Annotated in this window: 11 protein-coding genes; 9 read left to right on the top strand and 2 right to left on the bottom strand. The window is 47.7% G+C overall.

The genetic code is table 11. The features are described 5' to 3' along the window. Positions 1–45: 45 nt before the first annotated feature. The 5 genes from FD02_RS07780 to FD02_RS11670 all read left to right on the top strand — a co-directional run bounded on the left by FD02_RS07780 (position 46) and on the right by FD02_RS11670 (position 6,779). Positions 46–1,128: a PucR family transcriptional regulator gene (locus FD02_RS07780; protein WP_056951555.1), complete on the top strand. Its 1,083-nt coding sequence runs from the start codon at positions 46–48 to the stop codon at positions 1,126–1,128. Continuing rightward, complete coding sequence (locus tag FD02_RS07775) at positions 1,125–1,598, top strand: PTS sugar transporter subunit IIB (protein WP_056951553.1); 474 nt, start codon at positions 1,125–1,127, stop codon at positions 1,596–1,598. The genes FD02_RS07780 and FD02_RS07775 overlap by 4 nt, the downstream gene beginning before the upstream one ends. Positions 1,599–2,207: 609 nt before the next feature. Next, positions 2,208–4,349, top strand: coding sequence for an ATP-dependent Clp protease ATP-binding subunit (locus FD02_RS07770; protein ID WP_056951551.1), 2,142 nt, complete (start codon positions 2,208–2,210; stop codon positions 4,347–4,349). A 153-nt stretch (positions 4,350–4,502) separates the two neighbouring features. Beyond that, complete coding sequence (locus tag FD02_RS07765; RefSeq protein WP_056951548.1) at positions 4,503–6,410, top strand: fructose-bisphosphatase class III; 1,908 nt, start codon at positions 4,503–4,505, stop codon at positions 6,408–6,410. A 183-nt stretch (positions 6,411–6,593) separates the two neighbouring features. After that, positions 6,594–6,779 carry a hypothetical protein gene (locus FD02_RS11670; RefSeq protein WP_082603354.1) on the top strand — a complete coding sequence of 62 codons (186 nt, stop codon included), beginning with the start codon at positions 6,594–6,596 and terminating at the stop codon, positions 6,777–6,779. A 154-nt stretch (positions 6,780–6,933) separates the two neighbouring features. On the opposite strand, the gene FD02_RS07760 is transcribed toward FD02_RS11670, so the two are convergent. Further along, entirely contained in the window at positions 6,934–8,268 is a 1,335-nt protein-coding gene (locus FD02_RS07760; RefSeq protein ID WP_156408279.1) for a type II restriction enzyme, read from the bottom strand. Then, entirely contained in the window at positions 8,228–9,094 is an 867-nt protein-coding gene (locus FD02_RS07755; protein ID WP_054721854.1) for a DNA adenine methylase, read from the bottom strand. Before FD02_RS07755 ends, FD02_RS07760 begins: the two co-directional genes overlap by 41 nt. A gap of 183 nt (positions 9,095–9,277) precedes the next feature. Here FD02_RS07755 and FD02_RS07750 point away from each other — a divergent pair, with 183 nt between their 5' ends. The 4 genes from FD02_RS07750 to FD02_RS07735 all read left to right on the top strand — a co-directional run bounded on the left by FD02_RS07750 (position 9,278) and on the right by FD02_RS07735 (position 13,469). Then, complete coding sequence (locus FD02_RS07750) at positions 9,278–9,970, top strand: hypothetical protein (RefSeq protein ID WP_056951543.1); 693 nt, start codon at positions 9,278–9,280, stop codon at positions 9,968–9,970. Positions 9,971–10,825: 855 nt separating this feature from the next. Beyond that, complete coding sequence (locus FD02_RS07745) at positions 10,826–11,725, top strand: dihydrodipicolinate synthase family protein (protein ID WP_056951541.1); 900 nt, start codon at positions 10,826–10,828, stop codon at positions 11,723–11,725. Positions 11,726–11,757: 32 nt separating this feature from the next. Beyond that, the gene (locus tag FD02_RS07740) at positions 11,758–12,402 is read left to right on the top strand and encodes a transaldolase family protein (RefSeq protein WP_054721858.1); all 645 of its coding nucleotides are present in this window, start codon (positions 11,758–11,760) and stop codon (positions 12,400–12,402) included. Between the two features lie 533 nt (positions 12,403–12,935). Next, positions 12,936–13,469: a DUF805 domain-containing protein gene (locus tag FD02_RS07735; protein ID WP_056951540.1), complete on the top strand. Its 534-nt coding sequence runs from the start codon at positions 12,936–12,938 to the stop codon at positions 13,467–13,469. Positions 13,470–13,923: the final 454 nt, after the last annotated feature.

Below are 13,923 nucleotides of genomic sequence, written 5' to 3'. Positions count from 1 at the left end.
CTTTGAGTAGTACTGCAGAGTCTCGGTACGGACTGGGGTGTTAGTATGCGATTAGACCAGATTTTTAATGAATTTGTGCATGTGGTAGAAGAGAATCCAGATTACGTTATTGGACTACTTGATGCGGGAAAAATAATCATATCTTCTAATGACAAATCAATGATTGGGAAACCTGTTGGCGATGATGCTGATGCTAAGAGCAGTCGTGTATATCCGCTGCAAGTGAATGGTAAATTACGGGGTTATCTGTGGGTTAAAAGCGCTGACTCCAGTATTGATATGGTTAGTAAACTGCTTTACGATTCCTTGTCAACGAGAATTCAATATGAAGTTAATCAAGAAAGTGCCCTGGAGCGGTTATCTCGTGATGATCAGTTAATCAAGGAGCTCACTAAGCAAGGCCCAAGTGATGTAAATTATATTCAGGATTTAGTGAAACAATTAAAGCTCGATTCCGAATTACCAAGGGTTGCAGTGTACTTGTTTAGTAATGATGGATTTGATCGTACAGAGGTTACCAACCTTAAGTATAAAATTAACGATCGGAACACATTCTATTCTTTGGTTGATGATCAATCTCTTCTGATTTATAAAAACATCAAGCCAATATTAAAAGAGGAATCCTTTCATTCGGGTGTCTCAGCCTTTATATCCGAACTCGTAGACTGGGGTATTACTAATACCTATTATGCGGTGGGGACCCCGCAGTCTGACCTTAAGTTATATGGTGAAAGTTACTCGAGTTGCTTATGGCTGATGCGAAATGTTGAAATGAAAAAAGACCGGCCTTACTTCTTCACGGATTACTTAGTTAGTTATTATCGGACGAAGTTATCTCGGGAAGACATCAATAATTTGTTTGACTTTTACTTAAAGCGAATGGACAAGATTGACCCCGACGAAATGTCGGAAATTGCAAACGCATTCTTCGCCAATAATTTCAACTTAAAACAAACGGCAGATCACTTGTTTCTTCATAAAAATACGCTATTGTATAAGCTGAAGCGTTATGAGACAAATTTTGGTCTCGATATCCGTGGAAGTTCTCAGGGGAAGTTGATGTTCTATCTCATCGCGGATTTATTTAGCCGTACACTAGCAGAGAAGCGGCAGGTGAAGGATAAATGAGTGTAAAGATTAGGCTTGTGCGAGTGGATAGCAGACTGTTACATGCTACAGTAGCGCTAAATTGGAACAGCTTTGTAAATGCAAACTTTATTGCGGTAGTAGATCCTGCCCACACAGATGATCCGTTTTTTACCAAAGTGATGAAATTAAGTTTCCCTGATAATCACCGTGTTGAGTTTTTCTCGGTGGAAGATCTTATTGAGTTTATCAATACACCCAGAGAGGAGGAGACGCTGAATCTTATGATCGTGTTTGAAAATGTTCATGCATTGCGCCAAGCGATAGATTTGGGATTGAAGGTGAAAGAAGTCCAGTTTCCTTATCCCGCTAGTAGATATCTACTTAAAAGGCTCGATGATTACTTCTCACCTACAGAAGTGCAAGACATTCGCGCGATTCAAAAGAAAAAAGTAAAATTATACTTTCAAACAGCACCCTATGACACTAAAGAATATAGTGTGTTTAAGTAGCATTAGTTGACTAAGTTGTACAATTCATTAATCGCAATCCTTGTGTGGTTGCGATTTTTATTTTGTACTTTAAAATCAATTTGATTCAGGAGCAGCGACTTTCATTAACGTGAGAGCTTGTTGGACAACTTAATATGACGAAGTACATTTCATCACGTATTAGCACTCTACTTGAAATAGTGCTAATAAACGTGGTATAATACATTATGTAAACAAGGAAAGGGCGGTGAGGCACAGCAATGCGGTGCCTTTTTTAGCGCCCATCTGGTTTACAGATGAGGAAGCATTAATACGGAGGAACTTTAACGCAAGACAAAAGAGAATGATGGTTTAGGTTAGACGATAATCGTGCTCGTAAAGGCAGCGGGCTGCACGTAGGTCCACCTGGCACTCGAAAGGCAAAAAGCGCCTTTCAAGCACCAGGCGGCGCCTACGCTCCGCCTGCTAAGCGCCTTTGCTCACAACTTAATCGTGTTCGTGAGCCCAAGGTGCTGCACACAAGTCCACCTGGTCGCCGGGTCGCAAAGTGCGCGACTCAACACCCAGGCGGCGCTTGTGCTCCGCACCTTAAGCGGGCTCGCTCACAACTTACAATAGGAGGGAATGCTGATGGCACAATTTAATGATCCATTCTTCAGTTCCAATATGGATGACTTTTTCTCGCAGCTCATGCGCCGCATGGGCAGTGACGGGTCGACGCGGTATGTGGTCAACGGCCACGAACTGACGCCGGAACAAGTCGCGCAGCTGCAACAATCTGGGCGGCTGGAGGCGTCGAACGCCCGTGAGATTCCGATCGACGGCGAACAGACTCAGCCACAACCAAAAACCGGCGGCATTCTCGCCAAGTTGGGGCGGAATTTAACGGCCGCGGCTGAAAAAGGCGAGCTCGATCCGGTCATCGGCCGCGACGCCGAGATTCAACAAACTGCCGAAATCTTGAGTCGGCGCACGAAGAACAACCCGATTCTCGTCGGGGATGCCGGCGTTGGTAAAACGGCGGTGGTCGAAGGCTTGGCCCAAGCCATTGTCGCTGGTAACGTCCCGGCGGCGGTGAAGGATAAGCAGATTATTTCCATCGACTTGTCCAGCCTGGAAGCCGGCACGCAATACCGCGGCTCCTTTGAACAGAACATTCAGCAACTAGTCGCCGAAGTCAAAAAGGCCGGCAATGTCATCCTGTTCTTCGACGAAATCCAGCAGATTCTCGGCACCGGCAGCACCGGTGGCGAAGACGGCGGCAAGGGCTTAGCCGACATCATCAAGCCGGCGCTGTCGCGTGGTGAAATCACCGTCATCGGCGCCACGACCCAAGATGAATATCGCAATACCATCATGAAGGATGGCGCCTTGGCGCGGCGGTTTAACGATGTCACCGTCAACGAGCCAAGCCCGGAAACGACACTGGAGATTTTGAAGGGCGTGCGCAAGCTGTACGAAGAGCACCATCACGTCACCTTGCCGGACAACGTGTTGAAGGCCGCGGTGGATTACGCGATGCAGTACATTCCGCAGCGCCGGTTGCCAGATAAGGCCATCGACTTGCTGGACATGACCGCGGCGCACTTGGCCGCGCAACATCCAGTGGCCGATAAGGTGGCCTTGGAGAAGCGGCAACAAGCGCTGACGCACGAAAAAGACGAAGCGGCCAAAACCGAAGACTTCGAGCGCGCCGCCAAGTTAAAGGCGGAGCTGGCCAAGGTCGAAGATGATTTGGCGCACGCCGATGATACGCCAGAGGCCAAGCCGGTGGTGGCGACGCCGGATGACGTCGCGCAAGCCGTCGAGCGGCTCACCGGGATTCCGGTGGCCAAACTCGGCGCCAACGATATCGAGCGCCTGCGCGATATCGGTAAGCGCCTGAAGGGCAAGGTAATCGGCCAGGATGAAGCCGTCGACATGGTTGCCCGGGCGATTCGCCGGAACCGCGCCGGCTTTGATGAAGGCAACCGCCCAATTGGCAGCTTCCTATTCGTCGGGCCAACCGGCGTCGGCAAGACGGAGCTGGCTAAGCAGCTGGCGCTGGATCTATTTGGCAGCAAGGACGCGATTATTCGCCTGGATATGTCCGAATACGCCGACCGCACCGCGGTGTCTAAGCTGATTGGCACCAGCGCCGGCTACGTGGGCTATGGCGACAACGGCAACACGCTCACCGAGCAGGTGCGTCGCAATCCGTATGCCATCGTGTTGCTGGATGAAATTGAAAAAGCCGACCCGCAAGTGCTCACGCTGCTGTTGCAGGTGATGGACGACGGGCGGCTGACGGATGGCCAAGGCAACGTGGTTGACTTCAAGAATACCGTGATCATCGCTACCAGTAACGCGGGCTTTGGCAACGAGGCGCTCACCGGCGATTCGGCCAAGGATCACGACTTGATGAGTCGGCTGGCGCCATACTTCCGGCCGGAATTTCTCAACCGGTTCAACGGCATTGTTGAGTTCAGCCATTTGACCAAGGCAGACCTCGGCAAAATCGTCGACTTGATGCTGACGGATGTCAACGCGACGCTGGCCAAGAAGGGCTTGACGCTCACCGTCACCCCTGAGGCCAAGCAGTGGCTGATCACGCAAGGCTTTGACGAGGCGATGGGCGCGCGGCCGTTGCGTCGCGTGATTGAAACCAATATCCGCGACGAGGTGACGGATTACTATCTGGAACACCTCGACGCAAAGCACCTGCAGGCCACCGTTGAAGATGGGCAAATCAAGATTAGCGCGGCGCCGGTTGTCGTCGGGGCGGCCGACTAATCTGCTTAACCACTCGAGTCATTGACTCGGGTGGCTTTTTTGTGTCTGGAAAACTGGTATAGACGTAAATCGAATCATTGGCGTCGCGGGCATCCCTGTGCTACCATGGACGCATGCAACAATTTTACCAAAATTGGTCTATGGGGGATTATCATGGCAGACCCAACAGCAAAGTTTCAAACGATTCCGGCGATTACCACCGAATTGATCAATCTGAATGCGATTATGCACCTGCCCAAGCCCACCGAGGCGTTCATGAGCGACATCCACGGCGAGTACGACGCGTTCCAGCACGTGCTACGCAACGGCAGCGGCAATGTGAAGCAGAAAATCCGCGACTGTTTTGCCGGCGAACTTAACGAGGCGACGCTCCAGCGCTTCGCGTTTCTCGTGTATTACCCAGAGGAGCGATTGGCCTACTTGCATCAGCACGAAACCGGGGACGAGTTGCAGCAGTGGTACCTCGATAACGTCCAGCGGCTTGTGCGGCTATTGGCCTTCACCGCGACGAAGTATTCGCGTTCCAAGGTCCGCAAGGCGATGGCGCCAAATTTTGCCTATATCACCGAAGAATTGCTGTATAACGATGACCGCACTGCCGACAAACAAGCCTATTACTGGGCGATTATTCAGCACTTAATCGGCTTGCGCCAAGTCGACGCCTGGATTGCCGCCACCTGCGACACCATTCAGCGCCTCACCGTCGATCGAATTCACATCGTCGGCGATATTTACGACCGTGGTCCCGCGCCGGATAAAGTCGTCGAGGCGTTGATGGCCCGCGGCGGCGTGGATATCCAGTGGGGCAACCACGACATTCTCTGGCTCGGGGGCGCCGCCGGGTCGGCGTTGTGCATCGCCAACCTCGTACGGATTTCTGCCCGCTATAATAATCTCGATATCCTCGAAGACACTTATGGCATCAACCTGCGCCACCTCGCCCAGCTGGCCGCGCGGTATTACGGTGATAATCCGGCGTTTCGGCCTAAGGTGGCCACTGGGGATGAGCTGGCGGCTGATGAAGCGTTAGACATCACCCGGATTCATCAGGCCATCGCCATCATTCAGTTCAAGCTGGAAGGCCCGGTGATCAAGCGCCGGCCGGAATTTGGCATGGCTCACCGGCTGTTGCTCGACAAGCTGGACGCCGCGCAAACCCACATTACCTTAAATGGCCACACCTATCCGATTCACGATGGCTGTTTTGCCACGGTTGACCCGACCGACCCCTACGCGTTAAACGATGAGGAGCAGGCGGTCATCAGCCAGCTCGTGACCGCGTTCACGCATTCCGAGCGGCTGCACCGGCACATGGATTTTCTCGTCAGTCACGGCAGCATGTATCGCCGGTATAATCACAATCTGCTGATTCACGGCTGCGTGCCAGTGGATACGGCAGGCGAGTTCGTCGGCCTGACCCTGCAGGGCAAAACCTATCGCGGGCCAGCGCTGTTCGACTTGTTGGAGGAAAATCTGCGGACGGCCTACGCGCATCCTGAGCAGCGCGCGGATCTGGCCACCGACCTGTTGTGGTACCTGTGGACCGGCCCGAACTCGCCCTTGTTTGGTAAGCACGACATGACCACCTTCGAGCGCTACTTTATTGATGCACCCGAGACGCACGACGAGCACCCGAATCCGTATTATCAGCTGCGGCACTCGGCGGATTTTGTGCGGCAGTTGTTGACGGCGTTTGGCATGGACCCGGCGACCGATCACGTTATCAATGGCCACACCCCGGTGAAAAAAGGCAAGTCGCCGATTCTCGCCGATGGCAAAATGTTCGTCATCGACGGCGGCTTCTCCCGCCCGTACCAGGCGACCACCGGCATCGGCGGCTACACCTTGTTGGATAATTCCAATGGCATGCAGCTGGTGACGCACCAACCCTTTACCTCCAAGGCGGACGCGCTGGCCCACCTGACAGATATCGTCTCGACGAAGCGCGTGGTGGAAACCGAGGCCAAGCGGCGCACGGTGGCCGAAACGGATGTTGGTAGGCAGCTGGCCGGGCAGATTGCCACGCTGGAGAAGCGGTTGGCGCGGTTGCAAGGGGAATAACCCGCGTCAAGGAGGGGACATTTAAGCGATCGGGTGAGTCGTTGCGAGCTCTCCAAGAGGTATTTATACATTCTGATATGTGATTATTTACTTTTAAAATAAAGGGAGTCGCAAGTTTGTTAAAAAATTATTGATCACATCCCCAATACTCGGTTATAATTCTTTCCACGATGGAGGTGTGGAATGAATAGTAAACATGATGATAGAAATATTCTGGAGCCAATAATTCAAGCAAGTTCCATAGATGGCCAGGAAATAATGCGTGTGTGCCCTCACTGTGGTGAAGAGAAACCAATGTTCGAATTTGGTTATCGTGATATGGGAAATAATGAGTGGCGAAATCAGTCATGGTGCAGAAAGTGTCGATGATGAGGGCATTCTACTCTGAAGATTTTTGTGCCTCCTACTTTCTTCATATCAAGGCGCTAAGTAGACTCTTCGATGAAGGGATTCAATTTAATTAGGCAAAAACACGGCGCAACCGGAGTGAATTACTTCAGGTTGCGCCGTGTTTTGGGCTGTTTCACTCATCAATCAGATTGAAAATCCATCTTACCCAGCTTAGGATTGTGCTAGCCCGCCTCTGACTGGTGACTTCGTTAAGCGGAACTGCTTTATTTGCGTGGTAAACAATTTTCGCAATTTCAGATGACTCTACATTCCCGGCGGTTTTCAGGTAATAGTTTGCAACCTTGTTAATAACTTCGTGTGTAAACATTACCTTCATAATTGCCAAATATCTGAGCTGTAAATTTGGCTCGTTATCAATGCCGATCCCGTATTTGGTGAGCTGATACTTTCGATCGCTAGATCTTTCTGCAATTCCTAAATATTCCAATGATTTAAAATAGTAATCAGATTGACGAATCGCGAATCCATAATGCTCAGCAATATCAAATTTGGTTTGCGGCGTTGCCAGGAGATGAATCATGTCTAACGAACGAGCGAGGGTATCCGCCTGAGGGATTGTAACCTTATCAGGTTTGATTTCCGCATTGTGCAATAAACGCTGAATATCATCAACTGTGATCGTTAGGCGTTCATTCAAAATAAAATCTAGTTGTTTTACTTCGTGAATGGACGAATAGTTATTAGGATCTTTGAACTCATATACGTGGAAAGAAAATAACCCATTAATTATCGTAAAGTAAATAGGAATCAGAGGCTTAGTTATCCCTCTCGCTAAGAAAGCACGGTACGGGTAGTAAAGCTGACGGACCATAAACTGTTCTGGTACATGTCGCTTTGCTTCGATAATCGCTATGTTTTCAGCGCTTTCGTACGTGGCGTCAATTTCAATCTGAGCAGCATTTATAGCCAGTGGTTTTTCAAGACCATCGATTCGAAATTTGAAATTGTCTGACGACATTCGACCAGTTAACGTTGAATAAATCGGGCCACTTTCCCCGAGCACTTGATTAATCATGCCGCTGGCTTCGGCAATATTTAACGCAACTGATTCTGAACTAATATTTCCGGTATCGAAGCTCTGAATGAAGTTTGGAATTGTGGCTGTAATTGGTTTGGGCTTTGCTATTTTTAAAGAACTGTATGGATTGAATGTTCCAAGAATATAAGTACCGCGATTAATTGGCAGAATGGAGATTCCATTTTGTATTAAGATATCCGGACGGCTGTCTGGCCAATCAAACTTTGTCATCAGGCGCGCCTCTCGATGACTAATTTTGTTAATTTGTTCAGCCGTTAATACAAAATATTGGTCTCTCTCTATTGCGGTTAGAATATCTAACTTATCAAATAGAGATTCCCATGCAACCTGATTTTTTGTTTCATTTGCGTTATTTTTTTTACCCATTTCATTCTCCATCACTAGGGTAGGTGCATATAATAACTTCACCAACTTTTCCACGCCCAGCGGCGTTGGCGTTGATGTTCCGGGATGCTTGGACAGAATGAATTCCTGAGGCAAAATCACTATAAAGGTCCCGAATAAAAGGCACGTCAGAATTCGAGACCATGACGTATGCTCCTAGTTTAGCCAAACGTACAACCACATCGTGAAGACGAACTTGTGAGTCTTCATTAAAACCGTTAAGTGTGTAGCTAACAAAGCTCTCGCTATCACTCGTAATGGGAGCATAGGGCGGATCAAAGTAAACAAAATCGTGGCGTTTGACATCCCTTACCGCGTCTTCAAAATCTCCACTTAGAATTTTTATATTTGCCCAATTCAGGTAACTGGAGTCTGCATTAATGACGCTTTCGTTAACAATCGCGGGATGTTTGTAAAACCCATAAGGAACGTTTATCTGATTCTTTGAATTAACTCGAAAGAGTCCGTTAAATCCAGTTTTGTTTAGGTAGATCATTCTAGCTGCGAGTTGGGTCGAAGAAAGGTGATCAATCGTGCCATCTCGGTCATAGGCGCGAACTTCGTAATAGTGCTCCTTGGAGTTCTGTTGTTCATGAAGTGAGAGCTCTGCTAGGAGTTGTTCGGGATTGTTCATGACAGCATTATATGTATTAATCAACTGAGTATTAAAATCGTTAATTACAGCGTGCTTGGGTTTTATGCTAAATAAAACTGCTCCTCCACCAACAAACGGCTCGTAATATGTATTGAAGTGAGCTGGCATTTGCTTTTGAATTTCGCCGATTAACTGGCGTTTGCCGCCAGCCCATTTAACGAACGGACGGATAAACGCATTATTTTTGTTGAACATGACCTCACTCCATTCCTCACGACATTATAGCAAATATTTCTTTGAGCCGTTGCGTTGCGATGAAATGATTTTCGTTCCGTTTGAGGACGTGAAAACGGGGTAATGTATCGCCTCGAAGAACGTCCGGGTAAGTTTGAGGAGATACTGCGAAATCTGTTTTGACATGCTAAAGGAGTGAGAAAGATGAACAGGGAAGATTCTCAGTACATCACTGGAAAAGGGTTTCAGACTTCTATTGTCTCGTACCCGCAACGGGGGCATTGGGGGAGAGCTGATTATCCCGGGAATACTTCTGGATACTTGATATACGATTTCATCAGTCAATATTACCCAGTGGCACCCCCAAACTTGTTTGTGGAACTTTTTTCAGGTGGCGGGACTGGAAGGGATGTTGCTCGTGAGATGGGTATCGTTACGTCAGTGCACTTAGATATAAACAACGGCTGGGATGCACTTAATGATGAAGTTCCTCAAGGTGCGGATTTAGTGTTTGCACACCCGCCGTATTGGAACATGATAGATTACGCCAAATTTCGAGGAAAGAAGTACGTTCATGACATCTCCTCCATTGGCGACTATGACGCCTATGTCTCAGTAATGTCCTCGTTGTTTACGAGAGTATATGAATCGATCGCTGCCGGTGGGCGATATGGTGTTTTGTTGGGACTTATCAGACGAAGAGGAAAATTGTATGATCCTGCACGTGATATTCAATTTCATGGCACTCTTGTCGATGAGGTGATTAAAGTTCAGCATAATACCAGCTCCGGTAGGCAGGATCTGTCCGGAAAGTACGGCAATAGCCGGTTTACTCGAATTGTACATGAGAAATTGCTTATCTACCAAAAGCAGGGATATATTGAACGTTCCGGTTGAATGATGTTCTATATCTTTCATTGTTGTAGGCGGAGTTTTGGCTACACAAAAGTTGTCTTTTATCGCTATATGACAGCTAGATGTAATTATGTCATGAGAAGAAATGGATTAGAGGCCTCGGAATAAGAAAACAGTCATTATTGGAATCTATGCCGCCATGAACCAGCTTTGTATTATTCTTCCTAAGATTCATTAAACCCAACCAAAGTGGATCCCGTTTACGTGGAAGAATTAACACAATGTCTTCATATTGGGAAACTGATCTACTTGACTTCGACATACGAGTTGAAGATGAGATGGTGCTCCTTTCTGAGTAAAAGAATCCACCCAGCTAAGAATTATGGTCTGGGTGATATTGCCGTACAGTCTGCGAGAATCATTTCTCTTCTGCACCATCGCTCTTACCAACTCGGCAACGGCAAGCTTGTCGTTGCGGAAATTTAGTTTTGAGCAAGATACTAGTCAGAAAGGCGTGGCGGTTACACAGATTTTTGCTTGCTTGAATGGCTGCCAGTAAAAGCTGTTCAGTCGGTGTGAAAAAAGCTTCTCATTCAAGTGAGCGTTGATGCTCACCGTGATGGGGGATTGGTTATTTCTTCTGGCAATTCGGAGTTAAGAAGCAGTTTTCAGCATCAATCATGCATGTCCATACTGTTTGTGACCATCTGAACAAAAACTGGCACCAATCCAGCTTGAGTTGCCATCATGAACCGCATACATTAGAACTATAAGCTGGTGTTGGCTTAATTGGAACAGTATGATTTGTGTAGTTGGTTAACGAATTGTTTAATAGAATGGCAAAGCAAGCTATCGTCGTTACGTTAAGCAATCAAACTGAAAGGAAGCAGTGCATTCATGACGCCATTTTCAGGAATATTAGTCGCTATGGTCACGCCGTTTGATGACGATGAAAATGTCAGTTTACCGCGGACTAAACAATTAATTGAGTACTTGCTACAGTTCGATATTGCTGGGTTGTTCATTCTCGGTACCAATGGTGAAGCATATACCATGACGGAAGAAGAGAAGTTTCGCTTTGCCGAATCTGTGATCCAGGTGGTTGCTGGGCGGACCAAGGTGATTGTCGGGACCGGGTTGAACAGTACCAAAGAGACGATAACTTTCTCGCAGCGGATTGCCCAGTTGCAACCGGATGCGATTTCACTGGTTTCGCCGTCGTTTGTCGCACCGAGTCAAACTGAATTAATCGCGCATTATCAGGCCATTGCCGATGTGGTAAGCGTTCCATGCGTCCTGTATAACATGCCGGCAAAAACCGGGATCAATATTGACCCATCGTCAATCAAAATATTGTCACAACATCCAAACATCATTGGAATCAAAGATTCTTCGGGTAGCTGGGATAACTTTGATGGTTATTTGGCTAATCGTAAGGATGACGACTTTACGGTGATTATGGGATCAGATGGGAAAATACTTGAAGCCCTTCAGCACGGCGGGGATGCCGCAATTACTGGGACGGGAAACTTGTTGACGGCTTCGGCAGTCAATATTTACCATGCATTTAAAGCAGGTGATCTTGAAGCTGCAAAGAAGTATCAGGGGCAAGTCGAACCGTTACGTGACGTCTTGCATGAAGCAACCATCCCAGTATCGTTGAAGGCTGCGTTGACAGCCGCCGGTGTAGCTGTTGGTCCGGCGCGGCGGCCTGCGTTAATGCCAGAAGAGGGTTCAAAGTTGGCAGCAGACATTGGTCAGGTGGTCGCGGACTACCGGGCCCAGGGTATAATCTGATTATGTTAGCATGGAAGGAATGGTAAGGCTTCATGGATATTTGGATTGCAAGCGCAAATCAAAAGGTGTTGACTGCGGCGCATGCTTACCCCTTATCGGGTATCATCACTAATCCGACTGTTATCGCTCAGGAACAGCAACCATGGGAAGAAACTTTCAGTACCTTTGCTGCTTATCCGAACGACCGAGTGCACCTCCAGGTGGTTACTACCGATGAAAAGAAGATTTATCAAGAAGTTGCTTGGTTTGAGCAGTACGTTGATAAATCTCGTTTGATTGTCAAAATTCCAATGTCACTGGGAGGCCTCAAAGCAATTCCGCGGTTGAAGGCAGAAGGATTTGCCATTAACGTCACCGCTGTGTGCAACATGCAACAAGCAGTGTTGGCGCTGGAAGCTGGTATCCAATTCGTTTCAATCTACGTGGCGCGACTGAACGACCATGGTCGCGACGGGCTGGGTTTTCTCAAGAAGGTGCTACAGTACATTAAGGACAATGGGCTAGAAACGCAGGTCATGGCGGCAAGTGTTCGCAACTCTGATCAGCTTAACGCGGTGATTGATTTGGGCGTCGATGCAATTGCCATGCCTTATGATTTGTTGACGGGGATGATGGCTGATCAGATCACCACGGACAGCATCGAAAAATTTGCTACTGACTGGGCGAAGGTTAACTAACCTAGACGCAAAGCGGGGTAGTAAATTGATGTGGTAACATGAATTAGTTTTTGGCCACACAAATAGCTTCATTCCCATTTGGAATGAAGCTATTTTGGTATATCACGATTTGTTTAAGCGTGATACTGGTGCTGGCAGCATGATGCACAAATCAGTTTAATGTGCACCAAGATTATTCGCTTAGTGCGTACAATTGCGTTATTCTTTTACCAATCATAGATAACATGAATTTTTGATATGCTGATGAGCTTCCAATCGCACGCCAAGCTATCCTAAGTCACCGCTCAATAGCTAATTGCGGGAAGCTTCGTGCCGTTAAGGTTGGATAAGAGAAATACGCTAGGCAAAAAATACGAATGTCTTCACGTTGTCAGTGTGAAGAAGTTGTATCATTTGTTATTAGTCCTGCGAACTCATTCACGAGGGCAATGCCACAAGCACGCTAGGCTCAAATTGAGTCATCGTGGTGGAGACTGTCAGTAAATTAAAAGTCCAATCATTTACCGCAACTACTGAGTTGCAGGGGAGAGACAATGAAAGAAGAAATGAACAATCGTTATTATGCTGCTCGCGGATTCCGTGCCATTAAGGGCTTTTTCGCCAACTATTTTAATTTTACAGGTCGAAGTACGCGCAGTGAGTATTGGTGGTGGCAGATTATTCCCGGCGTCTGCGGCATCGTGATGAGCATGACAATGGCCTATCGCTCCGCGTTTAACACGGTACGCCTGGTCAACCAAGGTTTGACTCAAGCTGAAATTATTCAACGCACGGCCCACCAAGACATCTTGACGATGTTTTTTGGTGATAGCTTATGGCTCAAAATTCTTGCGGTCGCCATTTTTATCCTGTTGTTAGTGCCAACAGCCAGTCTGAATGTGCGACGCTTCGCTGATGTTGGGATTCACTGGGGCTGGTATGCCGGACTGTTCATCATTAGCTGGGCCGATTATCTGATCCCGCCTCAGTTGCATTCGCTTCGGTTGCTGGTGAGTGGCATTGTGAGCATTTCAATTCTAGTGATTGCGCTGTTGCCCAGTCAGTCAACAAGGCCTGCAGTCCATTAAGGTGATATGGCGATGGTAACCCCATTCAAGCTGGAGTTACTCGTAGCGGGCAGGCTTCGACTCGGTAGGTGATCTGCAACGGGCATGCGCTGAAGTGAATCAGCAATCCGCGTGGCATGTGCTGCACCTCCTTTCGGAATTTGTTAGGGCAACTACCCTACACAGATAAATGTCATTGAGAATCCAAAATGTTAAGTTTTTGGCCAATTAGCCCCGGTGTAACAGCATTTCTATTTTGGCAATATTTTGAATTTCGGCTTTTATCCATTTAAACGGAAAAATGGCGGTCGATTTAATGAGAAGGTACCGTTACAGGGAAAATGAGGAAACTCTCATCAAAATAAGTGCCTGTAACCCTTGGTACAATAGTCTTTTGAAATTTCTTGAATTTGCGACCTTAACATTTGGCGATCTCAATGACATTTATAGGTGTAAGGGTCATCACCGGCCGGCA

Origin of the sequence: Lacticaseibacillus nasuensis JCM 17158 (genome assembly GCF_001434705.1) — a bacterium.
Taxonomy (GTDB): domain Bacteria; phylum Bacillota; class Bacilli; order Lactobacillales; family Lactobacillaceae; genus Lacticaseibacillus; species Lacticaseibacillus nasuensis.
This window is presented reverse-complemented; position numbering and strand designations above follow the sequence as displayed.

What these genes read in the sequence shown, in the direction of transcription:
- FD02_RS07780 (WP_056951555.1), top strand. Translation starts at nt 46, where the DNA reads ATGCGATTAGACCAGATTTTTAATGAATTTGTGCATGTGGTAGAAGAG.
- FD02_RS07775 (WP_056951553.1), top strand. Translation starts at nt 1,125, where the DNA reads ATGAGTGTAAAGATTAGGCTTGTGCGAGTGGATAGCAGACTGTTACAT.
- FD02_RS07770 (WP_056951551.1), top strand. Translation starts at nt 2,208, where the DNA reads ATGGCACAATTTAATGATCCATTCTTCAGTTCCAATATGGATGACTTT.
- FD02_RS07765 (WP_056951548.1), top strand. Translation starts at nt 4,503, where the DNA reads ATGGCAGACCCAACAGCAAAGTTTCAAACGATTCCGGCGATTACCACC.
- FD02_RS11670 (WP_082603354.1), top strand. Translation starts at nt 6,594, where the DNA reads ATGAATAGTAAACATGATGATAGAAATATTCTGGAGCCAATAATTCAA.
- FD02_RS07755 (WP_054721854.1), bottom strand. Translation starts at nt 9,094, where the DNA reads ATGTTCAACAAAAATAATGCGTTTATCCGTCCGTTCGTTAAATGGGCT.
- FD02_RS07750 (WP_056951543.1), top strand. Translation starts at nt 9,278, where the DNA reads ATGAACAGGGAAGATTCTCAGTACATCACTGGAAAAGGGTTTCAGACT.
- FD02_RS07745 (WP_056951541.1), top strand. Translation starts at nt 10,826, where the DNA reads ATGACGCCATTTTCAGGAATATTAGTCGCTATGGTCACGCCGTTTGAT.
- FD02_RS07740 (WP_054721858.1), top strand. Translation starts at nt 11,758, where the DNA reads ATGGATATTTGGATTGCAAGCGCAAATCAAAAGGTGTTGACTGCGGCG.
- FD02_RS07735 (WP_056951540.1), top strand. Translation starts at nt 12,936, where the DNA reads ATGAAAGAAGAAATGAACAATCGTTATTATGCTGCTCGCGGATTCCGT.